General features: G+C 52.0%; 21 protein-coding genes. 7 read left to right on the top strand and 14 right to left on the bottom strand.

Features of this window, described 5'->3' with window-relative positions; translation table 11 throughout:
• Positions 1-10 precede the first annotated feature (10 nt).
• From ACTZWV_RS13105 to ACTZWV_RS13115, 3 genes are all read right to left on the bottom strand, one after another.
• The gene (locus tag ACTZWV_RS13105; RefSeq protein WP_444786974.1) at positions 11-400 is read right to left on the bottom strand and encodes a YacL family protein; all 390 of its coding nucleotides are present in this window, start codon (positions 398-400) and stop codon (positions 11-13) included.
• A 272-nt stretch (positions 401-672) separates the two neighbouring features.
• Entirely contained in the window at positions 673-3,270 is a 2,598-nt protein-coding gene (gene acnB / locus ACTZWV_RS13110) for a bifunctional aconitate hydratase 2/2-methylisocitrate dehydratase (RefSeq protein ID WP_444786975.1), read from the bottom strand.
• A gap of 450 nt (positions 3,271-3,720) precedes the next feature.
• On the bottom strand, positions 3,721-5,805 hold the full coding sequence (locus tag ACTZWV_RS13115; protein ID WP_444786976.1) for a M13 family metallopeptidase: 2,085 nt from the start codon (positions 5,803-5,805) through the stop codon (positions 3,721-3,723).
• Positions 5,806-5,953: 148 nt separating this feature from the next.
• On the opposite strand from ACTZWV_RS13115, the gene ACTZWV_RS13120 reads away from it, so the two are divergent.
• The 3 genes from ACTZWV_RS13120 to ACTZWV_RS13130 are packed head-to-tail and all read left to right on the top strand — an operon-like array spanning position 5,954 to position 8,480.
• Positions 5,954-6,928 (top strand): DUF2157 domain-containing protein, encoded by a 975-nt coding sequence (locus ACTZWV_RS13120; protein WP_444786977.1) that lies wholly within the window; start codon positions 5,954-5,956, stop codon positions 6,926-6,928.
• The gene (locus tag ACTZWV_RS13125; RefSeq protein ID WP_444786978.1) at positions 6,925-7,989 is read left to right on the top strand and encodes a DUF4401 domain-containing protein; all 1,065 of its coding nucleotides are present in this window, start codon (positions 6,925-6,927) and stop codon (positions 7,987-7,989) included. The genes ACTZWV_RS13120 and ACTZWV_RS13125 overlap by 4 nt, the downstream gene beginning before the upstream one ends.
• Positions 7,986-8,480: a GDYXXLXY domain-containing protein gene (locus tag ACTZWV_RS13130; RefSeq protein WP_444786979.1), complete on the top strand. Its 495-nt coding sequence runs from the start codon at positions 7,986-7,988 to the stop codon at positions 8,478-8,480. The genes ACTZWV_RS13125 and ACTZWV_RS13130 overlap by 4 nt, the downstream gene beginning before the upstream one ends.
• A 128-nt stretch (positions 8,481-8,608) precedes the next feature.
• Here ACTZWV_RS13130 and ACTZWV_RS13135 read toward each other — a convergent pair whose 3' ends face one another.
• The gene (locus ACTZWV_RS13135) at positions 8,609-10,120 is read right to left on the bottom strand and encodes a DUF3612 domain-containing protein (protein ID WP_444786980.1); all 1,512 of its coding nucleotides are present in this window, start codon (positions 10,118-10,120) and stop codon (positions 8,609-8,611) included.
• Positions 10,121-10,383: 263 nt separating this feature from the next.
• Here ACTZWV_RS13135 and ACTZWV_RS13140 point away from each other — a divergent pair, with 263 nt between their 5' ends.
• On the top strand, positions 10,384-10,899 hold the full coding sequence (locus tag ACTZWV_RS13140; RefSeq protein ID WP_444786981.1) for a malate synthase: 516 nt from the start codon (positions 10,384-10,386) through the stop codon (positions 10,897-10,899).
• 38 nt (positions 10,900-10,937) lie between these two features.
• Here ACTZWV_RS13140 and ACTZWV_RS13145 read toward each other — a convergent pair whose 3' ends face one another.
• From ACTZWV_RS13145 to glsB, 6 genes are all read right to left on the bottom strand, one after another.
• Positions 10,938-12,053 (bottom strand): ABC transporter permease, encoded by a 1,116-nt coding sequence (locus ACTZWV_RS13145; protein WP_444786982.1) that lies wholly within the window; start codon positions 12,051-12,053, stop codon positions 10,938-10,940.
• The gene (locus ACTZWV_RS13150; protein ID WP_444786983.1) at positions 12,031-12,963 is read right to left on the bottom strand and encodes an ABC transporter ATP-binding protein; all 933 of its coding nucleotides are present in this window, start codon (positions 12,961-12,963) and stop codon (positions 12,031-12,033) included. The genes ACTZWV_RS13145 and ACTZWV_RS13150 overlap by 23 nt, the downstream gene beginning before the upstream one ends.
• Positions 12,960-13,898, bottom strand: a complete 939-nt coding sequence (locus ACTZWV_RS13155) for an HlyD family secretion protein (RefSeq protein WP_444786984.1) — start codon at positions 13,896-13,898, stop codon at positions 12,960-12,962. The genes ACTZWV_RS13150 and ACTZWV_RS13155 overlap by 4 nt, the downstream gene beginning before the upstream one ends.
• Positions 13,891-14,538 carry a TetR/AcrR family transcriptional regulator gene (locus ACTZWV_RS13160; protein WP_444786985.1) on the bottom strand — a complete coding sequence of 216 codons (648 nt, stop codon included), beginning with the start codon at positions 14,536-14,538 and terminating at the stop codon, positions 13,891-13,893. The genes ACTZWV_RS13155 and ACTZWV_RS13160 overlap by 8 nt, the downstream gene beginning before the upstream one ends.
• 153 nt (positions 14,539-14,691) lie before the next feature.
• Positions 14,692-15,483 carry a substrate-binding periplasmic protein gene (locus tag ACTZWV_RS13165; RefSeq protein WP_444786986.1) on the bottom strand — a complete coding sequence of 264 codons (792 nt, stop codon included), beginning with the start codon at positions 15,481-15,483 and terminating at the stop codon, positions 14,692-14,694.
• 55 nt (positions 15,484-15,538) lie between these two features.
• Positions 15,539-16,465, bottom strand: coding sequence for a glutaminase B (glsB, locus tag ACTZWV_RS13170; RefSeq protein ID WP_444786987.1), 927 nt, complete (start codon positions 16,463-16,465; stop codon positions 15,539-15,541).
• Positions 16,466-16,646: 181 nt separating this feature from the next.
• Here glsB and ACTZWV_RS13175 point away from each other — a divergent pair, with 181 nt between their 5' ends.
• On the top strand, positions 16,647-17,663 hold the full coding sequence (locus ACTZWV_RS13175; RefSeq protein WP_444786988.1) for a metal-dependent hydrolase: 1,017 nt from the start codon (positions 16,647-16,649) through the stop codon (positions 17,661-17,663).
• Here the strand turns inward: ACTZWV_RS13175 and ACTZWV_RS13180 are convergent.
• Positions 17,653-18,153 (bottom strand): DUF1543 domain-containing protein, encoded by a 501-nt coding sequence (locus ACTZWV_RS13180; RefSeq protein ID WP_444786989.1) that lies wholly within the window; start codon positions 18,151-18,153, stop codon positions 17,653-17,655. The genes ACTZWV_RS13175 and ACTZWV_RS13180 overlap by 11 nt on opposite strands.
• Before the next feature lie 135 nt (positions 18,154-18,288).
• Between ACTZWV_RS13180 and ACTZWV_RS13185 the strand changes: the two genes are divergently transcribed.
• Positions 18,289-19,899 carry an ATP-binding protein gene (locus ACTZWV_RS13185; protein ID WP_444786990.1) on the top strand — a complete coding sequence of 537 codons (1,611 nt, stop codon included), beginning with the start codon at positions 18,289-18,291 and terminating at the stop codon, positions 19,897-19,899.
• Here ACTZWV_RS13185 and ACTZWV_RS13190 read toward each other — a convergent pair.
• Positions 19,868-21,508, bottom strand: a complete 1,641-nt coding sequence (locus tag ACTZWV_RS13190) for a diguanylate cyclase (RefSeq protein WP_444786991.1) — start codon at positions 21,506-21,508, stop codon at positions 19,868-19,870. The two genes, ACTZWV_RS13185 and ACTZWV_RS13190, sit on opposite strands and share 32 nt — an antisense overlap.
• Positions 21,509-21,720: 212 nt before the next feature.
• On the opposite strand from ACTZWV_RS13190, the gene ACTZWV_RS13195 reads away from it, so the two are divergent.
• The gene (locus ACTZWV_RS13195) at positions 21,721-23,091 is read left to right on the top strand and encodes a sensor histidine kinase (RefSeq protein ID WP_444786992.1); all 1,371 of its coding nucleotides are present in this window, start codon (positions 21,721-21,723) and stop codon (positions 23,089-23,091) included.
• Here ACTZWV_RS13195 and ACTZWV_RS13200 read toward each other — a convergent pair.
• On the bottom strand, positions 23,081-24,337 hold the full coding sequence (locus ACTZWV_RS13200) for an ABC transporter permease (RefSeq protein ID WP_444786993.1): 1,257 nt from the start codon (positions 24,335-24,337) through the stop codon (positions 23,081-23,083). The genes ACTZWV_RS13195 and ACTZWV_RS13200 overlap by 11 nt on opposite strands.
• Positions 24,331-25,023 carry an ABC transporter ATP-binding protein gene (locus tag ACTZWV_RS13205; protein ID WP_444786994.1) on the bottom strand — a complete coding sequence of 231 codons (693 nt, stop codon included), beginning with the start codon at positions 25,021-25,023 and terminating at the stop codon, positions 24,331-24,333. Before ACTZWV_RS13205 ends, ACTZWV_RS13200 begins: the two co-directional genes overlap by 7 nt.
• Positions 25,024-25,094 lie beyond the last annotated feature (71 nt).

Raw genomic sequence — 25,094 nt, forward strand, 5'->3', positions numbered from 1 at the left:
CGTTGCTGCGTTAATCTGCCAGAAACTGCTGCCATTCGCGCAACAGTTTCAGTAAATCCTCCAGCCCACACTGCGTTTGCATGCCGTGCTCGTCCAGTTGTAAATCATCGTCGGCCAGCTTATCTTGCTGCCGCTGTGGCAACTGCTCAGTGCCGGTGTAAAACAGCGTGTTGTGGCTTAAGGTTACTTCGCCGTTTTCTACCTCCAGCAAAAACTCCCTGCCCTGATACTGCATACTCTGCCGCGGCTTAAGCGCGTTTAATTGCTGTAGCAGCGGCGTATAGGCGTCAGCTTGCTGGCCAAATTCGTCCAGCAGAAAACGGCCCAACACCTCATGCTCTGCCGCCAGCCTGATGCTGAACTGCAAGGTATTGCGATCGTAAATAAAGTCGTATTCCATACTTCTGTTCCATGTTTAAGCAGTAGATGGAGCTTTGCGCGAGCGCGCCTGCATACTCTGTCAGGCTCGCCACAGCAACTCGCCCTACTGCCTGCGGCAGGGCTCAGACACTCTGTGTCGCCCTGTCAGAGATCCAGACCCGCTAAGGTTGCGCAAAGTTGTGACAACCGAACGTTTATCTGTTTGATGGTCATAAAATTGTAGCTGTTCGCCATATATTAGCGAGCAGAAAAAAGGCCTGCAGTGGCAGGCCTTTAGCAGAACAGTGGCGATTACACCGCTTGCTGGATAATCACGTTATCCGCTTTTTTGGTGTACTGCTCCATCCGGTGAAAGTTCAGGTAACGGTAAGTATCGGCCGCGGTGGCGTCGATTTGCTTAGCGTATTCCAGATACTCGGCTACCGTTGGCAGCTTACCGATAATAGAGGCTACTGCCGCCAGCTCGGCTGAGGCTAAGTACACGTTTGCCCCCTGACCTAAACGGTTGGGGAAGTTACGCGTAGAGGTAGACACTACAGTGGATTTCTCCGCGACCCGTGCCTGGTTACCCATACACAGTGAACAGCCCGGCATCTCGGTGCGGGCACCTACTTTACCGAAAATGCTGTAATAACCCTCTTCGGTTAACTGCGCCTGGTCCATCTTGGTTGGCGGAGCTATCCATAAACGGGTTGGCAGCTGGCCTTTGTATTTGTCCAGCAGCTTACCTGCGGCACGGAAGTGGCCAATGTTGGTCATACAAGAACCGATAAACACTTCGTCGATCTTATCGCCTGCCACGTCAGACAGTAAACGCGCATCGTCCGGATCGTTCGGTGCACACAATACCGGCTCTTTAATGTCTGCCAGGTCAATTTCGATAATTTCGCTGTACTCAGCATCGGCATCAGCAGACATCAGCTGTGGATCTTTCAGCCAGGCTTGCATTGCGTTAATACGACGCTCGATAGTACGTACATCGCCGTAGCCTTCAGAAATCATCCATTTGAGCATAACAATGTTTGATTCTAAGTATTCAGCAATAGAGGCATCTGACAGCTTGATAGTACAACCGGCAGCTGAACGCTCGGCAGAGGCATCAGATAACTCAAACGCCTGCTCTACCGTTAAGTTTGGTAAACCTTCGATTTCCAGAATACGGCCGGAGAAGATGTTCTTCTTGCCTTTCTTATCGACGGTTAACAAGCCTTTTTGGATAGCAACGTACGGAATAGCATGTACCAGGTCACGCAGGGTAATACCAGGCTGCATTTCGCCTTTAAAGCGCACCAGCACAGATTCCGGCATATCCAGCGGCATAACGCCGGTAGCGGCAGCAAACGCCACTAAACCGGAACCGGCCGGGAACGAAATACCAATCGGGAAACGGGTGTGTGAGTCGCCACCGGTACCAACGGTATCAGGCAGTAACATGCGGTTTAACCAGCTGTGGATAATACCATCGCCCGGGCGCAGTGCTACACCGCCACGGTTCATAATAAAGTCCGGCAGGGTGTGGTGCGTATCAACGTCAACCGGCTTCGGATAAGCGGCAGTGTGACAGAATGACTGCATGGTTAAATCGGCCGAGAAACCTAAACAGGCTAAGTCTTTTAACTCATCGCGCGTCATCGGGCCGGTAGTATCCTGCGAGCCTACTGTGGTCATTTTTGGCTCACAGTAAGTACCGGGGCGCACGCCTTTCACGCCGCACGCTTTACCAACCATTTTCTGCGCCAGGGTAAAGCCTTTACCAGAATCCACTTTAGCTTGTGGCCGACGGAATTTATCTGAGTGGCCATGGCCTAAGAATTCACGCGCGCGGTCTGTTAAACCACGGCCGATAATCAGCGGAATACGGCCACCGGCGCGTACTTCGTCAATTAATACGTCAGTTGCCAGGCTGAACTCTGCCAGCACTTCGCTTGTGCCATGGCGCACCACTTTGCCTTCGAATGGCAGAATGTCGATCACATCGCCCATTTCCAGCTTGGAAACATCAACTTCAATTGGCAGCGCGCCTGAGTCTTCCATAGTGTTAAAGAAGATAGGGGCAATTTTGCCACCCAGTACAAAACCACCGCCGCGCTTGTTCGGCACGTATGGGATATCGTCACCCATAAACCACAGCACAGAGTTAGTGGCAGATTTACGTGATGAACCGGTACCTACTACGTCGCCCACATAAGCCAGCGGGAAGCCTTTTTTGTTCAGCTCGTCTAACTGCTTGATTGGGCCAACTGTGCCCGGCTGATCCGGGTTAATGCCTTCGCGGGCATTTTTCAGCATAGCTAAGGCATGCAGCGGGATATCCGGCCGTGACCAGGCATCCGGTGCCGGTGATAAATCATCGGTATTGGTTTCGCCCGACACTTTAAATACGGTAACAGTGATTTTTTCCGCCAGCGCCGGCTTGCTTTCAAACCACTCGGCATCGGCCCAGCTTTGTACTACTTGCTTAGCATGCGCATTACCGGCGTCAGCTTTTTCAGTGACATCATGGAAGGCATCAAAAATCAGCAAGGTGTGCGACAGTGCTTTGGCAGCAATAGGCGCCAGCTTGTCGTTGTCCAGCAGGCTGATTAACGGCTGAATATTGTAGCCGCCCATCATGGTGCCCAGCAGCTCTGTAGCATATTCGGCACTGATCAGGCTGCTTGACGCTTCACCGTTGGCCAGCGCGGCTAAAAAGCCGGCTTTAACATAAGCGGCTTCGTCTACGCCCGGTGGTACACGGTTTACCAGTAAATCAACTAAGGTTTCTTCCTCGCCTTTTGGCGGGTTCTTTAACAGTTCAACTAAGGCGGCTACCTGCTCTGCATTGAGCGGTTTTGGCGGGATACCTTGCGCAGCGCGCTCGGCCACATGTTCGCGATATTGTTGTAGCACAGTATGATCCTCTTGGTCGTTGCCGGCAGTCTTGCTACTGCGGCGTCATTCTTAGAATGAATGAGCGTAATTATATGAAAATTCGGGCCAGATTGACATCAGGCCGTTAACCACCCTACTTATAGTGGGTATAAATACGGTGAATACAAAACCGGATGTTATATATTCTTTGTTATAGTGGTCTGACCTCGGCTTGGCGCAAATCTATGTTTGCTCTACGATACCGGTTGCAACACCCGCTCCGGCTCGCCACAGCAACTCGCCCTACTGCCTGCGGCAGGGCTCAGACACTCTGTGGCGCCCAAATCGGGGTTCCAACCTCTATCTTGCAGAGTAGCCTGAAAACAAAAAGGCTGAGCACCTAAGTGCTCAGCCTGTGCATTGTAGCAGATTTTTATTACCCAATGGATTTCAACATGCACCTAGGCATTTTGAAAGACGACGGGTAAATTACCAGATCTTAACGCGCTGTTCCGGCGCAACATACATCGCATCGCCTTCTTTAATATCAAAGGCAGTATAAAACTCAGGAATATTCGGCAACACACCGATAACACGGTAATGTGCCGGTGAGTGTGGCCCGGTGCTTAACTGGCGCTTTAGCGCCTCTTCGCGGTACTGTGAACGCCATACCTGAGCCCAGCTTAAGAAGAAACGCTGCTGACCGGTAAAGCCGTCCAGTACCGGCGCTTCCTTGCCATCCAACGACAACTGATAGGCTTTCAGCGCTACCGTCATGCCGCCTAAGTCACCGATATTTTCACCCAGTGCCAGGGCGCCGTTAATGCTCAGGCCAGGCAAAGGTTCAAACTTATTGTACTGGCCAATTAACTTGGCACCGCGGGCCTGGAACTGCATTTTATCTTGTTCGGTCCACCAGTTACGCAGGTTGCCGTTACCGTCGTATTTAGCGCCCTGATCGTCAAAACCATGGCCGATTTCGTGGCCGATAACACCACCGATACCGCCATAGTTTACCGCATCATCTGCCGCCATATTAAAGAACGGTGGTTGCAAAATAGCCGCCGGGAACACAATCTCGTTATTCACCGGGTTGTAATACGCATTCACTGTTTGCGGCGTCATAAACCATTCGCTCTTGTCGATTGGTTTACCCAGCTTATTGATCATGTCGTCGTAGCCCCAATGGCTGGCGCGGACAAAGTTACCGACTAAATCATCGGTTTTAATTTCCAGGGCAGAATAATCTTTCCATTTATCCGGGTAACCGATTTTCGGTGTAAAGGTGCTGAGTTTTTCCAGCGCCGCAACCTTGGTTTCCTCTGTCATCCACTCCAGCTCTTTAATCGAGATTTCGTAAGCTTTAATCAGGTTAGCGACCAACTGTTCCATCCGCGCTTTGGCTTCCGGTTTAAAGTGGCGCTCTACGTACAGCTTGCCGGTCAACTCACCTAATACCTGGTCTGAGGCATCAACCGCCCGCTTCCAGCGTGGCTGCTGTTGCTCAATGCCGCTCAAGGTGGTGCCGTAAAAAGCAAAACGACGTTCGGCAAAGTTGCTGCTGAGTTTATCGGCGTAGCTGTTAATGGTTTTGCTGGTTAAATAATCCTGCCAGCTTTGTAAGTCTGTGCTGGCCAGCACCTTGGCAAAACCGTCGAAGTAGCCCGGCTGACGCACAATAATGTCAGTTACGCCGGCAAGTTTGGCACCGTTAGCAAAGGCAGCCCAGTCAAAGCTACCCATTTGGCTATCGAGCTCAGTTGCGGCAATTTTGTTATAGGTTTTATCAGCGTTGCGGCTCTCTACCCGCGTCCAGTGATGTTCGGCCAGCGCTTTTTCCAGCACATAAACGCGCTCAGCCGCGGCGGCAGCCTCAGTGTGACCGGCCAGGCTAAACATATCGGTCAAATAGGCTTTGTAATCAGCAATCAGCTTTAATGACGCTTCATCGTCTTTAAAGTAATAATCGCGATCCGGTAAACCCAGGCCGCCCTGGCTCAGATACACGGCGTACTCAGAAGAGTTCTTCGCATCGTTATTAACATACCAGCCAAACGGAATGGCCACACCATCGCGCTGTAAGCTGGCAAATAACGGCGCCAGTTGTGCTTTGTCTGTAACAGCTTTAATGGCGTCCAGTTGCGGTGCCAGCGGGCTTAGGCCCAACTTTTCAATAGTGTCTTCGTCCATAAAGCTGTTGTAGAAACTGCCCAGCTTTTGCTCATCAGAGCCGGCTTTTAAATCGGTACGGGCCGACACTTCATCAATAATGGCTTTAACTGCCTGCTGTGAATTGTCGTTCAGAATATGGAAGGAGCCGTAAGAGGCTTTATCGGCCGGGATCGGTGTTTCAGCCAGCCATTTGCCGTTTACTGCGAGGAAGAAGTCTTCACTGAATTTTACTGCCGGGTCAAAGTACTGCTGATCGATGCCGGATACCAGAGGTGCAGCTTGTGCTGCCGCTGTGTCCGTTTGCACCGCTGCGGTTTGAGTTTGAGTGGTATCCTGTTTGTTACATGCCGTAAGGCCAAGTGCCAGCGCTACTGATGCCGCGGCTAAGGTAAGCTTTTTCATTGTTATTATCCTGAGTGGGTTACATATGTTACGCCGCTCAATACTACGCTGTTGCTGCCAGGATGCCAAACCAGCGACAACACGAAGTTGTAACAAGTTATAAAAACGCTATGATGCTAGTTACTTAATACAAACAAGCCAGACCAATATGGATCAACTGCGCCGCGCCGATCAACTGTTACAGTGGACAGAGCAACAGCAACTCAACACTAACCAGCTGCAACAGGCCGCCGGCCGTTATGCGCTGCAACCGGCAACCGAACTCTGGCTGGCACTGGCCAACCGCGTGTTGCTGTTTAGCAGTGTGGTATTGCTAAGCAGCGCATTGATTTTCTTTCTCGCCCATAACTGGCCATTGATGCATTATTTTGCCAAATTTGCGCTGGCAGGCGCTGCTGTGCTGACAGCCGGTAGTGCCGCCTTTTTCAGCAAGGTGTACAGCCTGTTACAACGTGCCGCTTTGCTGGCTACGGCGATAATGACCGGAGCTTTGTTGGCGCTGATAGGCCAAACCTACCAAACCGGCGCTGATATCTGGCAGCTGTTTGCGCTGTGGGCAGCATTGATGACACCGCTGGTGCTGTTATCCGGCAGCCGCGCCTGTTATTTACTGTGGTTTATGCTGCTGGAGCTGGCGCTGGGCCGCTATCTGCACACTCAGACTGATTTCTTCTGGCTGCCGGCAAGCCCTGTGATGATACTGAATCTGGCATTGGCGAACCTGCTGCTATTGGTATTTGCCGAATTTGCCCTGCCCCGGCTCAGAGTTAAAGCCAATCAAACATTGGTTTGGCTGGCGGCGCTGTTGTTAATAGCGCCGTTAACTTACGGCGCCACTATTGGCGCATGGGACAGCGACTACCGGCCCAACTTGCTGGCTTATCTGCTGATTACAGCCATGCTGACGCTGTGGTATTTACACCGGCGCAGGGATGTACTGTTATTAGCCTTACTAACCTTCAGCGCTATTAGCGTTGCTACCTCGATGCTGGCGCAGTTGCTGGAAAGCGCTGATGAGTTTTTTGCCATGAACTTGTTAGCACTGTTTGTTATCGGCAGCAGCGCCGGCGCAGTGATTTGGCTGAAAAAGCTGCTGCAAGCCCCTGTAGAGACCAGCGTATGAAACCGAACCCAAAGCTTAACATACAGCTCACCACTGAACTCGCCACACAATTGCAGCAAGCCGGTATTGTTGACCAGGCCACCACAGCGCAGCTGCTTAATCCGGCCAGCCCCTGGTGGCTGCAAATTATGCAGGGTATCGCTGCCTGGATAGCATCGATATTTATTATCAGCGCCTTTGTCGGCCCGCTACTGGCGCTGGCAGGCAGCAACCTGGTGTACTTAGTTGCCGGCCTGCTGTTATTAACCGGCGCTATCTGGTTGGCGTTGCGGCCGCAAGAGTTTTTGCAGCATATGTCGGTCGCTGTAGCGTTGGCAGGCCAGGGCTTGCTGGTGTACAGCAGCTATGAACTGTTTGCGCATTCTATCGACGTACCGCGCTATGCTTGTGCCCTTAGCAGCGGGCTACTGCTGTTAAGCCCGCTTAACCGGCTGCATCAGCGCGCCAGTTTAAGCATTGCCATGCTATGTCTGTTGTCGTTAATTGACTCTGCGCCGGCAATAGCCGTTATCAGCTCAGTGCTGGCGGCGCTGGCGGTTGTGTTGTGGTGCAGCCGGCTGCAGTGGAGCGGCTTAGCTTTTGCCGGCCGGATAAAAAGCCTGCTGGAAGTTGCCACTCTGGCTGGGTTCGGCCTGAGCTTATTTGGCCAGTGCCTGCTGTTTATTGACAGCAGCCAGTGGCTGGACAACAAGCTGATGTTAGCCCGCGCCTTATGCAGTGCACTTGGCAGTGTACTGTTGATTGCTACCGTATTTTGGCTTAGCCGGCTGGCCACGGTGCCCAGTCGTCTGGCACTACTGACCTTAACCACACTGCTGTGTGTTTTGCTGTACCCGGCGTCGGGTTTATTGGTGAGCTGCGCCTTAATGCTGGCGTGTTTTTACGGCTGCAGCCGTCGCTGGTGCGCCCTGGCTTTACTTAGCATGCTGTTTGCCGTCAGCCAGTTCTATTACAGTCTGCAGCTTAGTTTGTTGCACAAATCCGGCCTACTGGCATTATCGGGCCTGCTGGTACTGGCAGCCTGGTTATTACTGCAACGCTACCAGCGGAGGTTAGCATGACATTAACGCTGCACAGGCTGGCCATTGCCGCCGCCGTGTTGCTTGTTTTAGCCACGGCCGGCGTGGCAATTGTGCAGTTTGAGCACACGCTGAGAACCGGCCGCGTGGTTAATATAGCTCTGGCGCCGCTGGACCCGCGCTCGATTATGCAGGGCGATTATATGGCATTGGCCTATGCCATTGACCGTGAATTACCCGAAGATGCCGCGCAGTATAAATATGCCTGGCTAAGGGTAGATGCCGAACAACGGGCCGCTTTACACAGCCTGAGTAACAGCTTGCCGCAAGAGCCGCAGTTGGTTGCCGTATTGCTGCGCCGGCGCGACGGTATAGTCAGTGTTGGCCCGAATGCATTCTTTTTTGCTGAGGGCTCAGGCGCACTTTATGAACAGGCACCGTATGGTCAATTGCGGGTAGATGCCGGCGGCAAAGCATTGCTGGTAAGCTTACTGGATGAAAATTTGCATGTATTGGGGGAGAATAGCCGCTGAAACCTGCTCTCTCCGAAGGTCGAATCGGTTTGCCCACGCCAACACGCCGTAAACCCATCCCTGGGGGCTCGTCTCAGCCCGTCCGGGGCTTCAACGGTTGGCTTAGGGCAAACCGATTCTCACTAAAATTATTCGTCGGCACGTTCACACTGATAACAGCCCGGACTACGCGGGCAACTGTTACCGCGCGCACAAATCAGCTGCACCGGCTTTTGTAAGCTGCGTGCCACCCAGTTAATATTCAGAATATTCGCCACACTGGTCAGGGCGGTTTGAATAACTTTGGGCACCCTGGCGCCACCGCTGCTGCCAACACACAAATGCTTTAACTCACCGGCCATACTATCAGCATCTACACCCTGCGCCAGCAGCGCCGGGTTCAAATCGATACCGGCACACAATACATGGGTATTACCGGCCAAATCGCTGACTTTAGTTGACTCGCAGCAGTAAATACGCGGCGCCCCGTTTACATCCAGCAACGACAACTGCGCGCTGCTGGCTACACCTTCTACATCAAACATCCTAAACACCGCCCAGTGCCGGCACGGATCTTCCACCTGGCGCATATTGCCCCACGGCAGCGGTATACCATTGCCGCGATACACCGCTTTAAGTTTACCCGGCGTATAAGCATCAAAATAGTGCCAGTGCGTATAGGGCGATACTGCTGTCATGCGGCGCATCGCCACAGACGCCGATACGCCGGCTTGCTGATGCGTGCTGATCTCATAACCATGGCGGTCCAACAGTTGGCGAAACGGTAACTTGGGACAAAGCAGCGCGCCGGCGAAAAAGCTCGATTCAAAATCGCGCCAGGCGTGCAAAATATCCTGCGGCTGCACCGCAGTAGAGCTGGATAGCTCGTCGTCATGCGCGCCACCTACTGTCATGCTGCTTTTAACGCCGTCTTTGTTGTGCAGCACCGCATGGCCAATATGTACCGCCAACTCGTATTTTAACCGCGTAGGAAAGGCTTTCAGCAGGCTGTTTAAATGCAAGGTAGTGGGTGGGGTAAAAAACGATGTGGAGACGTTTTTTGACAACACCCCCAGCTCATCCAGCAGCTCTTTCGGTGCTTCGGTAAACCAGCTGATCTGCAGCCCAAGCTGTTTTACGATCGCCAGCAACTCGTCTACACTCAGCGGCATACGTTTTTGGCCGACGTCTTCTGCCGCGCGCTCCAGCTCGGGAAAGTGGTTTTGATGGTGCTCCTGATGCGCCCGAATAAGCAACTGGGCAAACTGTTTACCACTGGTACCGGTTTGCGACAGCATTTCCGGAATGGCAATTTGTAAAATATCATTGGAGAACAGAAAGCCCGGCTCCAGCGCCATACCGCTGATACCACCACGGCTGCCTTTCTGTGGCGTTAAATCCTGGCCGTCGTCTTCACCATCGAGAAACCAGTCGATGTCTTTTTGAAATACTTCGGCAATGACCTGCAGCATTTCCACACCAGGCACCCGTTTACCACGTTCAATCATTGACAGATAAGACACCGACGGCGCCTGCTCCGGATCGACACGGATACAGCGGGTGGATAAATCTTCCATAGTTAAGTTATTGCGCTTTCTCAGGTTTCTGATCTTGGTTCCGAGAAAATGCGACTTTCTGAGCAGGCTTTTATTTGCTTTCATTTTGTAAAATTCACACTGTAAAATTTTTATTGTGAAATTATGCTTATTTTTAGCCTAGACTAGTTTTTAACCGATAGCAACTGGTCTGCGTTCTGACAAACGCGACAGAGGTGACGGTCCGGAATCCTGATAGCGCAGCCACAGAGTGTCTGAGCGAACGCGTAAGCGGCAGCGAGTTGCTGTGGCGAGCACAGCAGGAATTGCGGACCAAAGCTTTACACAATTACCAGCAACAAGAGCTGACAAGAGACGAGGATGACATCATGACTACATTGGCCCAACAACACTGCACTCCATCACAGAGCCATACCGCCTGGATGGCGACCGAGCTTAGCGTGATTAACGAGCTGAACCAGCGCCATGTCAAACAGGTAATGGATTACTCAAAAGGCTTTTTAGATAAAACCTTTCCGCTGCAGCAAGGCTCACACAAAGACGTATGCAGTTATGTAGTGTACTACCAACAACTGCTGGCATTTTTTGCCGACGGCAGCACCAGCGGCCTGCAAAACCCGGCGCAGTTTGTTGCCTTAAGCGGCCATCGCGAAGCGCCTTGCTCTATTGTACTGAACAATAATGGCCGCCACGTCGAGCTTATTTTAAACCGCAGCGGCATTAACGGTTGCCAGGATAAAGCCAGCATTGACGATATTCAGCTGCAAACCTCAGAGCCGGATTGCGTCTGGTTTAGCATGGTAACCGGCCGCCAGGTCAGTTGCGCCCACAAAGGCAATAAGCAGTTTACCTGCAAAGACGGCCTGCCGTATTCGCTGGCCTGAAAACTGCGCAGCGGTTAGCCGCCGGCTTGCCGCTGCGTTTAGTCCAGCCGCTTTTTAAAACGCAGTGTGGCAATAAATAGCCCGACCAATGTAAACCCGGCCAGATAAAGCACGTCATAACTGAGTGCCCACCAATGCGCATCACGCAGCACCACCGCACGAATCATCCGCACAAAATGCGTGGCCGGTAATACTTCAGCCAGCCACTGTGCGGCTACCGGCATAGCCGCATAAGGAAACATAAATCCTGACAGTAAAATAGATGGCAGTAAAATAAACACCGTCATCTGCATCGCTTGCAACTGCGTAGCGGCACGGGTAGAAATAACCAACCCCAATGCCAGGCTGGCCAGAATAAACAATAACGTTATCACCACTAGAGACGACCAATATAACGGAAACGGCACAGCAAACAGAAGATGGCCAAGCCCAAGAATAATGCCGGTTTGAATACAACCCACTGCAATATATGGCATAATTTTACCCAACATCAATTCCAGCGGTTGCATCGGTGTTGTGATCAGAAACTCCATATTTCCCTGCTCGCGCTCTCGCACCACCGCTGCCGAGGTAAACAGCACCATCGTCATCGTCAGGATCACAGCAATCAGGCCAGGCACTATATTGACCGCAGTGCGCTGCTCCGGATTAAAGTAGCTAACCACCTGCATCACCGCATCCGGACTGTTGCTGGCACTCATGCCCTGCAAGGTTAGTGGCGCCTGGCTCAGGCTGTTTACCGCCCCGCTTAATAATGGGTCGCTGCCGTCGGTGAGCCACTGCACCGCGGGTTGCAATGATACTCCTTCCTGACGCAGCACCAGACGGCGCTGAAAATCAGCCGGCAGAACAAGCACCGCAGCCACTGTTCCCAAAGTCAGCGCCTGCTCTGCCTGCACCACGCTGTCAAAGCGATGGGTAAACTGCACCACCTGTGATGCTTGCAGATCATATAGCAACTGCCGACTTTGTGCTGTGCCCGCTAAATCTACTACAGCAGAGGGCACCTGGCGTACATCGGTATTAATCGCATAGCCAAAGAGTACCAGTTGAATAAGCGGTATCATCACTATCATTGCAAAGGTAATACGGTCACGCGCCAGCTGGCGTAACTCCTTGAACATAATTGCATTAATTCTGCGCAGACTTGGCATAACCCACTCCGGTTGTAGCAACAAACACATCTTCCAGGTTGGCTGTCACCTGCTGCAACTTGACGCCGGGTACTTGCTGCTGCAACCAGTGTTCAGGCTGAGTCAGTCCCGGCACCAGCAGCACGCGCAGCGTATTACCAATCTGAGCAGTGGAGATAACTTCTGACAAAGACGCCAGCTGTTTGCCCAGTTGCCTGAGGTTTTCGCTCTGCAGCAGAAACACACTGGCGTTAAGCTGACGCATCAGTTGCTGCGGACTGCCATCGGCACGTTTTTGCCCCAGCTCCAGTATCGCCAGGCCATGACAACGTTCGGCTTCGTCCATATAGTGCGTAGACACCAGGATAGTAGTGCCGTTGTCACTGAGATCAAACAACCGCTCCCAGAACTCGCGCCGGTTCTCCGGATCGACCGCCGACGTCGGCTCATCCAGCAAGAGTAACGGTGGCTCATGCAAGGTGGCCGCTGCCAGCGCCAAGCGCTGTTTCTGCCCGCCACTTAAGGCGCCCGCACGTACCTGCTGCTTATCTTCCAGATGGTACAGTGCCAATAGCTGTTTTAGGCGCTGCTGGTACTGCTTTTTACCCAAGCCATAAATTTGTGCGACAAACTGCAGGTTTTCCCGCACACTCAGGTTGTCATACAACGAGAACTTTTGCGTCATATAGCCTATTTTCCGTCGCAGGGCTTCAGCCTGCTGCGGTAACTCACTGCCCAACACCTTTACTTGCCCGGCACACGGCGTCAGCAAACCGGTAAGCAATCTCATCGTAGTTGACTTACCACAGCCGTTCGGGCCAAGGAAGCCGTAAATCGTACCGCGACGAATAGTCAGGTCCAGATTGTTCACAGCACAGTAATCACCAAAATATTTAGTCAGACCTTGGGTTGTAATAACAATATCGCTCATGGCAACTCTACCCTTACCGGCGTGCCACTGCTAAGTGCCGATTCATCAGGCAAACTGATTTCTGTCAGATACACCAGACGACTGCGTTCCTGCTGATGCAGCGCAAAATGCGGGGTAAAAGCCGCGACAGTACTGATATAACGCACTGTGCCGATCACCGCCGCATCACGTCCCTCCGGCCAGACAGATACCTGCTGCCCCAGCGGCCAGTTAGCCAGTGCACTGGCCGGTAAATACAGCCGGGCATAGGCGCTACCCGCTACCGCCAGCGTCAGTAAAGTGTTGCCGGCTTGTACCCGCTCACCGCGGTAGCGCAGTACATCATCGATCACACCATCACGCTCTGCATAGGTACTTTGCTGCAGCAATTGCCACTGTAACTGCTTTAACCGCGCTTGTAGCTGCACTTCCTGTTGTTTGGCGCTTTCAATCTCCTGCTGCCGGTTGCCTGCCAGGGTCTCGGTCAACTGCTGCTGCGCCGCCTGTTGTTCGGCAAGCGCTATTGCCAGGGCTGCATCTGCCTGCTGCACTGCTGCTTCGGTATTCAGTTGTTGGCGCAATAATTCTGCCTGCCGCTGCTGCGTCAGGCGCGCATCGGCCAGTTTTGCTTCAGCCCTGGCCAAATTCGCCCGGGCCAGCGCTCGTTGCTCACTCCGGCTGCCCAATTGCAGCAATTCCAGTTCTGCCTGAGCCGCGGCCAGCCCGGCCTGCACCTGAGCAACCTGCAGTTTTTGCTCCGTTGTTTCTTGTTGCACTAACAGTTGACCGGCCTGCACCTGCTCGCCCTTTTTAACCTTAACGTCGGTTATTACACCGGCTGAAGCGGCATTAATCAGCAACACGTCACGCTCAACGGTGCCAAAAGCAGAGCGTGGCTCCTGCCACTGACACGCAACTAACCCGACGATAACACCTAACAGCAATAGATTACGCATCCGCGCCTCCTGTACTGCTGTTGGCTAAACCGGCAAACAGAGGAGCACTGCAATCGGCAATAGCACTTAACTCCTCCGAAGTGGCGCTGAATTGCAGGATCTGGCGCACCACGTCAGGAATTAAGAACGGAAATACCGCCATCGCCAGAGCACAAATAACCAGCGCCTGACGCCGGGTGCTACCGGCGGGTTCAGCATCACAGGTCAGTTGGGCCAGTAAGTGTTCAATGGCGCTGCGGATCACACCATTAAAAGTGGCGCTGACTATCTGATATTCTGCCGAACCCGGATTATGTAACGCGCGGAAAATCATCCGCGGCAATTCCGGGTACGGTGCCATCATGCGGTGATATTGCTGCACCAGCGCCAACATGTCCGGCTGCTGGCTTTGCTTCGGCACCGCCTGCATCAGGTTTAACATAGGTTGAATGGTTTCATGCAACACCGCCTGAAATAAGCCGGCTTTATTATTAAAGTAGTAACGGATCAGTGCCGGGTTAGTACCCGCCCGGCGCGCGATATTCCGGGTAGTTGTTGCTGCATAACCGCGTTTGCTAAATTGCTGCCGTGCTGCGCTTAGCAAGCGCTCCCGGCTCTGATTGTCTTCTGCAGCCAGCGGCCGTCCGGAGGTGTTTGCCATAATAAAATCAACTTAGTTAACCAAGTGATTAATAGCGTAGCGGCATTTTGCTGCGCCAGACAGCGAAATAATTATCCGGTAGGGCGTTGTTGATTAAAGGCGTTCGGATATCAGTCTTTAGCGGTGTTTCAAGCGCACAACCGCCTGAGACTGCTAAGGGTAGGCCAGTTGATAGCGTTGCAGTAAGGCGTTGTATGCGGCCGAGCTTTTATAGCGCAGCAACGCTTGATCAAACTGACTGACAAACTGTGGCGTAATACTGCTTTGCTTACTGAAGGCGAAGTAAATATCCACGTAGTCCAATGGCGGTTGCAAGACCCGGATTTTGTCGCCGGCTTGCTGTAATTCGGCGGCATGCTGTACATTAATTAATGATGCTATACCCTGCGGCAAGCGTCGCTTCAGCAACAGTTTAAACAACATTGGATCCGACTCCACCACAGCTATTTTGCTAAACACTGCCTGATCCAGCAGCGGTCCGTAGGAGAAATCACGTACCACCGCCACCGGCTGCTGCGCCAAACTCGCCAGATCACCGTCAAACCGTAGTTGGCAAGGCTCAGCACACAGCAGCACTATCGGGTCGCGTAAATAACTTTCGCTACTGTAGTAAAACTGAGCCTGACGCGGTTCCGTTTTATAAAACACCGTAATCACGTCAGCCTTGCCACTGGCAACATGCTGCACCACTCTGCTCCAGGGTAAACGCTGCCACTGCAGCGTAAGCCCCAGCTCGGCAGCCACCACCTGCAGCACCTCCACAGAAAATCCGCTTAGTGTATCGCCGTGTTGATAATAAAAAGGTGGGTAATCCTCTGCTGAAATGGCAACACGCAGAGCCTGAGCCTGTAACTGGCACAACATTAGCAACAGGCCGGCCAACAAAAAAGCACTGTGCCAGAGGATCCAGCGGCGTATTCGCTGTTGTGCGGTATTGCTGTCCATAGCCACAACCTCCTGTCAGGACATAGTTAAACTATAGCAGAGCACCGTGACACAGTTAAAACAATGACAAACCCAACTCGTCAGCCAGCAGGCTGATCAGTTGCATCGCCACCACCGAGTTACCAAAGCGGTTTAGCGGCGGACTCCACGCCGTTATTACACCAAATTGCGGCACTATCGCCACTATGGCACCGCCAACACCGCTTTTCGCCGGCAAGCCCACTTTAAAAGCAAACTCGCCGGACTGATCATACATACCACTGGTAGATAAAATAGCATTAACGCGGTGCGCATCACGCCGGCTACAGATGGATTCGTTACTGTGCGGCTGCACTCCACGATTGGCCAAAAACAGTAACGAGCGCGCCAACTGCTCGCAACTAATGGCGGTAGCGCACTGATGAAAGTAGTGTTCCAGCACCTGTGGTACTTCAGCTTCAATATTGCCAAAGCTTTTCATCAGATACGCCAGTGCCGCGTTACGGTTACCGTGCTCCAGTTCCGACAAATACACCTGCTGATCGGCATAAATGGCTTCAACTCCGGTTAAACGGCGCAAAAAAGTTAAAAACGCGGTTTTACTGGCCGAATAATGGCTTACCAACACATCGGCAACCAAAATGGCACCGGCATTAATGACCGGGTTGCGCGGTATGCCCTGCTCCCATTCCAACTGCACAATAGAGTTAAACGGCTGGCCGGATGGTTCCATATTAACCCGTTGCCACAACTCATCGCCCAGCCGGTTCATCGCCATAACCAGGCCAAAAATTTTGGAAATACTTTGCAGCGAGAAGTTCTGCTGTGCCGCCCCGGCACTATAGACCTTGCCATCCAGCGTCGCTACTGCCACCGCGGCTTGCTGCGGAGCGACCTGCGCCAGCGCCGGAATATAGTCGGCCACTTTGCCCTGGCTATACAGCGGCTGACATTGCGCTAATAACTGCTGTAACAAGGCATTCAGATCGGAGGATTTTTTCATCGACAATTGCCTTATCTGCGTTGTTCCTGTGGCCCGGCAGTATGCCACACCTAAGCAAAGATGTTATCTTGTTTGTCGTTACACCATTTTGCCAGTGGCTAAGCTTGCTGAGTGTGCCGGTTGCACTGTGTTGCTCTGCCTTATTGATGTATTGCCAGAACCTATTATATAGCCGACAGATATGGATTCATTAACACAATTAACCCTGGGAGCGGCCGTTGCCGTTGTCGCTCTGGGCAAACTGCCCGGCAGCAAGGTAAAGGTAGCGCTGACAGGCGCAGTGCTTGGCACCTTACCCGATTTAGATGTGATTATTGATTACGGCGATGTGATCAGTAACATGGTATTACACCGTACAGAAAGCCACGCTGTATTTTATCAAACCTTGCTATCACCGCTATTAGCCTGGCTGGCAGCCTTGTGCTGCAAACAGCAGCAATATTATTTGCGCTGGTTATTAGCGACCTGGCTTATTTTACTTACCCACACCGGCCTTGATGCCATGACGGTGTACGGCACCCAATTTGGTTTACCCTTTACCAATATCCCCTTTGCGGTTGGCAGCATTTTTATTATCGACCCGCTGTACACCTTGCCACTGCTTCTGGGGGTAAGTTGGTTTTTATTGTCACGTCTTAGCTGCGGCTATAAAGCCAATATAGCCGGCCTGGTGTTGTCGTCCGGTTATCTGCTGTGGAGTGTCGCGGCGCAGCAGCATGTCAGTACTATTGCGGCAAAAAATGCACAACAGCAACTGCCGGGTTATCAACAAATGTTGGTCACCCCGGCACCGCTGAATACCCTGCTGTGGCGCATAGTGTTGATGACAGAGCAAGGCTATGCCGAGGGCTTTTATTCATTACTTGATGCTACAGATCAGATTAGTTTTACGCTGGTACCGCAAGACAATACGCTGAAACACCAGTACGCCACGCTTAAGCCGGTGCAGCAACTGCAATGGTTCAGCCGTGGCTTTTATAGCCTGGCACAACACGGCGACAAGCTGTTACTGACAGATCTGCGCATGGGCCAGGAAGGCAGCTATGCTTTTCAGTTCGTGCTGGACCCGTTAACCCCTGCAGCAGTAACTCAGCTACCGATGCGACAGGACACCGCCCGGGCTTTGCCGTGGTTGTGGCAACGCATGCTGGGCACAGCGTTGCCATCGCCTTATGCTACGTCAGCACTTAACCAATGATGTTATAACCGTACCAGTCCGGCTTCATCGGTTGGCTTTGGCCGGACGGGGTCAGGTGAATGTACAAGCCCTGCAGTTGCTCTACAGCGAAGCAGTCATCCAGCTCCAGTAAATTATCTTTGTGCGGGCTGCCGGCACCGGGTAACAACAGCAGCTTTGCCTTGGCCTTCGCCTCAGCAGCCGAGCCGGCCACACACAACATAAAATCATGCTGTTCGGCTATTTTATCTGTGTGATAGCCACCAAAATTGACAAAATATAATTTAACATCAAGGTTTTGCGGCTCGCTCTGCACACTGACACTGTAACCGTCTATATGCTTTACCTGCATGTAACTGTCGATATGCAAGCCTTTTACGGTACCAAACCATTGTTGACACAGCTGCGTATAAGTATCCTCAATGCGCTCAGCTGCCACAAAACGGACATCGTGTAGCTCTATATTTGCACCCGGCGCAATACCGCCGAGATAAACTAAAAATAATGGCATCGTTTTTCTCATCCATGGGCAAAGCGCGCAGTATAACCACAGCTTAACTTTGCCACCAGCAGCAGTTGCGTTAAGCTGCTAAGCTAGCTGAATAAAACAACATTTACACAACTTTAGCCGGACGGAAATACCACAATGAAAGCTGCTCTGCCACACAACGAACAGCAACGATTAGAGAGCTTGTATCAGCTGGAAATTCTCGATACCGCGCAAGAAGACGCTTTTGATGCCTTAACACAGCTGGCCGGCATGATTTGCGGCGTGCCTATATCGGTTATCTCGCTGGTTGATAAAGACCGGCAGTGGTTCAAATCTAAACAAGGTATGAGCGACGTGCAAACAAGCCGTGATGTCTCTTTTTGTGCTCATGCCATTTTACAGCCTGAGCAAATCCTGCAGGTAGCCGATGCCAGCAAAGATCCACGTTTCGCGGATAACCCCCATGTGCTGGCGCCGGACGGGATACGTTTTTATGCCGGCGTACCGCTGGTGTTGGATCAGGGCTTAGCCCTTGGCACCCTGTGCGTGGTAGATACTGTATGCAAAACCCTGGCGCCGGCACAACTTACTGCTTTGCAACTGCTGGCACGCCAGGCCACCAAGCTGCTTGAAGCGCGTAAGCTGGCGCTGGATAACCAACATAAAAGCGCCTTACTGCAGCAAAGCGAACAACGTTACCGCTCTATGCTGGAAAACCTGCCGGGTATCGTATATCGCTGCCAAAACGATACCGACTGGAATATGTTGTTTATCAGTGACGAAGTCGAAGCACTCACCGGCTTTACTGCAGACGACTTTATTACTAACCGCGCCGTAAGCTTCACCCAACTAACCTTTGAAGACGATATTCCAAGGCTATACCACACCGTGCAGCAAGCCTTAGCGAAGCAACAAGGCTACGATGTGCAATACCGTATTACCACCCGTAATGGTGAGGTAAAATGGCTGCAGGAGTTAGGCCGCGGCATTTTTACAACCGATGGCCAGCTGCTATATCTGGATGGTTTTATTTGGGACATTACTGAGCAAAAAACCGTGGAGCAACTGAAGAACCAGTTTGTTTCTACGGTAAGCCATGAACTGCGTACGCCTTTGACTTCTATCAGCGGCTCTCTTGGCCTGGTACTGGGTGGCGTAGCCGGAAAATTACCCGACGCCGCTAACCAAATGCTGCAAATTGCCAACGACAACTGTGAACGGCTCACCCATCTGATCAATGATTTACTTGATATTGAAAAGCTGATGGCAGGTAAAATTCAACTTACTACTAATACGTTGCATGCGCATAGCTTACTGGAAAAGTGCCTGCAGCAAAACCAGCCTTATGCCAGAAAACACTTGTGTGAGCTGGAACTGCAACCCGGGCCGGAGCTCTGGCTGCAGGCAGATGAGCGTCGGCTGGAACAGGTTTTAACCAATTTACTGTCTAATGCCGCCAAATTTTCGCCGGCCAACTCCCGTGTGGTTGTCAGTGTTAGCCAGCACAATCAGCAGGCTGAAATTGCGGTGCTGGACCAGGGTCCGGGCATTGCGGATGGCTTTAAAAGTAAAATATTTCAAAAGTTTTCCCAGGCAGATGCTGCCGACTCGCGTTCAAAAGGCGGCACCGGGTTGGGGCTGGCGATATGCCGGGAGTTGATGCAGGCCATGCGGGGCGAAATAGGTTACCAAAATCTGCCTGGCGGTTGCCGGTTTTATATCCGGCTGCCGTTGGCTAACCCGCCGTTTGCGATTGCGCCAGAATAACGCGGTTGCGGCCGCTGGTTTTAGCCTTGTATAAGGCTTGATCGGCCTTTTCTATCACCACATCAGCTGCAGTACTGCCTGCTACTGCACTGATACCGGCGCTAAAGGTACAAAAAAAACGTTGCTCGTTGCTACTGAAGGGCAAACCGGCAAACAGTTCGCGTATCTGTTCAATTACCTCAAACGCCCGTTGCAAGGTGCACTCCGGTAACACCAGCAAAAACTCTTCACCGCCATAGCGCCCCACCAGGTCGGTTTTACGCAACTGTTGTTTCAGCAAATTAGCTAAGTTGGCTATAACCTGGTCACCTACCAGGTGGCCATAGTTATCGTTTACCTTTTTAAAATGATCGATATCCAGCATCACCACACTGACCGGCTGGGCGCTGCGCTCTGAGCGCAGCATCTCCAAAGCCAACCGCTCTTTAATGTGCGCGTGTTGTAATAAACCGGTAAGGCTGTCCCGAGTCATAATTTCCGCTAACTGCCGTGCCCGCTGTGCCCGGGCAAATACGGCCACCAGCAAGGCCGTGTCAGAAATAGGTTTGGTGATAAAATCATCGCCGGCTTTGATCAACGCTGCCAGCTGTTGCTCGCTGTCGGTTTCTGAAGACAGATAGATAATCGGTACACCGAGCCAGCTTTGCTGCAAACGCACCAGTTGGGCTAACTCCGGACCACTGCAAAACGGCATATTAACATCCAGCAGGATCACATCCGGATGGAAGCGGTTTAACGCATCAAAAATCTGTGCCGGTTGTGGCAAAATCTCTACCATCAAGCCGCCTTGCTGCAACACTATGGCATAGTGCTGTGCCAACATCTGATCATCATCAACCAGCATCACCCGAAAAGGCTCGCGCTCTGCTCCGGATATTTGTTTACGCACCCCGGCTTCCAACTCCGTTGTGTTCAGCGGTCGGCTATAGTATCCCACAGCACCAATGCGTACCGCATCAAGGTAACTGTTAAAGTCTGTTTTATGGCTCACCAGCAACAGCGGCAACGCCGTCTTTTGTTCGTGCTGGATTAATTGCAACTGAGCCACTGCGCCCGGTTGATCGGCATCCACAATTACAACAGCAGGACGTTGCATCGCTACCGCATCACGCAGTGCGCTAAAGCCGGTAAACTGGCGATTAACATAACCGAAGATATCCAGCATAATGCTGATTTGCTCTTTCAGAGCACTATCGGCACAACATAAATACACCGTTGCCGCTAACGGCTGCTGGCCGACGCTGACATTTAATACCGGTATCTCTGCAGCAGTGTCACTCAAGCGACTCAGCAAGGCTATTGCCGCTACAAAGTCACGGTAAGCCGCAACGTCGGGTTGAATACCGTCGTGCAACCAGTGTTTGAGTTGCTGTTCCAGTTGTTTTGCGCGGTCACCCAGTTGTGCCAGGCCAAAGGTACCGGCAGAGCCTGCCAGGGTATGTAAAGCGGCCATGAGTTGCGCTGCGTGTTGTTGCCACAGCTCTGATGGAGTCTCGGGTAATGCCTGTGCTTGTTGCAGTAGCGCCGGCAAATCCTGTCGCAATCGGTCAACATATGCCAGCCGCAAAGTTTCAAGCTGTTGTTGCAGGTCCGTAGTCGGTGCCGTCATATCAGAGCCATTAGTTTCAGTACTTTGTTTATCCGCTGCCGACGCGTTTGCTGAATTCGGGGCATGGCGCAGATCTGCAATTTATTACAACAAGTGAATGATTAAACTGCGTTAAATTTAGCGCATAAGTGCTAAAGATGCTATACATTGCAGTTACGCAGCCGGGGTTATTTGTACTGAATCTGAGCTAATACGGAGCGCTGTTTGCCCTTATGCATATTGAACTACAACATATTTTAGCGCAGATAAGCCTGAACCCTGATATTGATAAGGGTGACCTTGCGGCCAGTAACAGGCTTATTTTACAGGGTATTACCAGCGGGCTGGCCACTGATCGCGCCAGCGTTTGGTTAATGTCAGACGACCGCCGGCAGATGCGCTGTGCCTATCTGCTGGACTGCGATACCCATTATGCTGAACCGGATATAATCCTGTCACGGCAAGATTTTCCGCATTATTTCACGGCGTTGGACCAGGAACGCAATATCGTTGCGCAAGACGCTCACACTCACCCACAAACAAGCGAGTTTTCAGAGCCTTACCTTAAACCATTGCAAATATGCTCGATGCTGGATACGCCAATCCGCCACCATGGTGTGATGGTAGGTATCATTTGTATTGAACATCGCCAACCCAAACACTGGCAAACAGACGAAATTGTTTTTGCCGGCTTCCTCGCCGACATTTATGGCCGGGCGCTCAGTGCCTCTGAGCGGATGCGGTATCAATGTGAACTGGAACAGCTGAACAGCGGCCTTGAACAGATTATCAGCCAACGCACTCAGGAACTGACGCAGTCGCTGGAGCAGCTGCAACATACACAGCGACGTCTGATTGAAGTGGAGAAGATGGCCAGCCTGGGCCGGCTGGTCGCCGGTATCGCACATGAAATTAATACGCCACTGGGAGTAGCGGTTACCGCCAACAGCCATGCCGAAACCACCTTATCGGCATTGGAAAAGCTGTTTCAGGCCGGCCAGCTTACCCGGCAGCAGTTCAGCCAAAGCGGCGCGGCCATTAAAAGCAGCATTGCCATGGTAAATACTAACCTGCAGCGCGCGGTCGATTTGGTTAACAGCTTTAAACAAACCGCAGCCGGCGGTGCCGGGCAGCAGCCGGAATCGCTGCAGCTTAGTCGCTTCGTGCCTAAGGTATTGTCCAGCGTTGAATCCTTGTTGAAACAACATCAGGTTGAAGTACAGCTGCAATTGCCGCGCGGATTAACTATTCAAAGCTTTGCCAGCCCGTTGGCAACCATTCTGACACGGCTGATTGAAAATGCCTGCCAGCATGCGTTTACTGCGCAAGGCCCCCGCACCATTGTGATCCGTGCCAGCAAAAATGCCTACAGCTGGCAGCTGGAAGTGGCAGATAACGGCAGAGGCATGACAAGCGATGAACTAAACCGGGCGTTCGAGCCGTTTTTTACCACGCAGCGTAATCGTGGCGCCAAAGGCCTGGGGCTGACACTGGTGTTTAATCTGGTGTCACACTTACTGCAAGGTGAAGTCAGCCTGCGCAATACCGACGCAGGCTGTGTCGTTAGCTTAACCTGTCCACTGCAGATTGATACTACAACCTGACCGTTAAACCGTCAGCCAACGCTTTGCGGTAGGCCAATATGCCAGGCAACGTTGCCAACAGCGCCGATAACAACAAAATGCCGGCAGCCCAATACAATGTAGTCAGTTTAACAATGTTGAGGCTGATAAACAGGCCAAAGTCTGCCGCCAGCGTATCTTGCAGCAGATACAAACTCAGTAGCAGTAAACCTGCAGCCGATAACATAGACAACAGCGTTACCAATAATACCTCAAGCTGAATAAGCACAAACAAATACCACGGGTGCGCTCCGGTGGCACGTAAAATGGCCATCTCACGTTGCCGTTCTTTCATTGATGCTAACAAGGTAGTGATCATGCCCACCAACGCCGCCAGCAACACCAGCAAGCTGATCAGCAACAACAGGTTTTCTACCATACTGAGCATTTGCCACAGCTCGGCCAACGCCACGCCGGGTAAAATAGCTGACAGCGGTTCGTTTTTGTATTCGTTAATTTGCCGCTGCAACGTAAAGGTAGCCATGCGCGATTTTAAACCCACCATAAAAGCGGTAATAGATTTTGGCGTTAAATCCATTGCCAATACCTGGTCGCTGCTCAGCTGTCTGCCGGGCATAGGCGCCCCCTGTTGCCAATCGAGGTGAATAGCTTCTATCGCTTCCAGGCTAACATGCACGGTTTGGTCTACCGGCGTGCCGGTAGCTGCCAAAATGCCGGCCACGGTAAAGGGTTTATCTTTGTGCTGACTAAAACTGACGACACCGACACCATGCGACAATTCTATTTGCTCACCCAACTTATAACCTAACTTCACCGCCACTTCGGCGCCCAGCACCGTATCAAATACTCCATCAAATGCCTTGCCCTGCGCCAGCACCAATGGCTGGCTGTTGGCATAGCGGTAATGGTTAAAATAGTCGCCGTTGGTACCCATCACGCGGTAACCCCGATGTGAGTCGCCCAGCGATATCGGAATGCTCCAGCTTATTTGCGGGTGCTTAATGATACGTTGATAAGCCGGCCAGCTGATATTGGCCGTCGCATTACCGATGCGAAATACCGAATACAGCAACAAATTCAGCTGGCCGGAGCGGGCGCCAACAATTAAATCGGTGCCGGATACCGTGCTGGTAAAGCTGTTTTTAGCTTCAGTGCGTAAATGATCTATGCCCAGCAATAAGGCAATGCTTATCGTCAGTGACAACCAGGTCATCAGCACAGTGCCGCGCCGGTTCCATAAACTTAACCGCGCCAGTTTCATCAGCATGGCTGCACTCCTTTGGCTAACTGCTGCATATCCAGCTGAGTATGAAAGTACTGTGTCAGGCTCTGATCGTGGCTGACAAAAATAACAGTGCAACCATTGGCATCGGCTTCCGCCAGCATTACACGCATAAAAGCATCGCGGTTGTCACTGTCCAGTGCCGAGGTAGGCTCATCAGCTATCAACAAGGTCGGTTTTGGCAATAATGCCCGCGCAATAGCCACCCGTTGTTGTTGGCCTACGCTGAGCTGGTTAGCTGTTTTATGCCATAAGTCCTGTTGCAGCCCGAGGCGTTGCAATAAGGTTTTAGCACGGCTTAGCGCTTCGGTTTTGTTTTGCCCGGCAAAATGACTGCTTAGCAGCGTATTGTCCAACACCGATAAATACGGGATCAGGTTGAGCTGTTGAAACACTACGCCTATGTGTTTTGCCCTTAAGTTATCGCGGGCACGGCTGCTTAAGGTATGTAACGGCTGACCGTTAACATACAGCTCACCGTTGGCCGGCCGGGTAATACCGCAAAGTAGATTCAATAAGGTGGTTTTACCGCTGCCGGAGGCACCACGCACGAATAAATGCTGGCCGCGGGCTAAAACCAACTGCGGCAGATACAGCTGCCAACCACCGCTTTGGTAGTAAAACAGCAACTGTTTGAGCTCAATAGCAGGAATTTTCGGCTTGTCAGTCACAGGCGCTCTCAGTGTCATGTTATGATATCAGCGTTTTTTGCCATTATGCCAACTTAGGGAGGCGAGCTCCA

This window comes from Rheinheimera sp. NSM (assembly GCF_052380015.1).
Classification (GTDB): Bacteria; Pseudomonadota; Gammaproteobacteria; order Enterobacterales; family Alteromonadaceae; genus Alishewanella.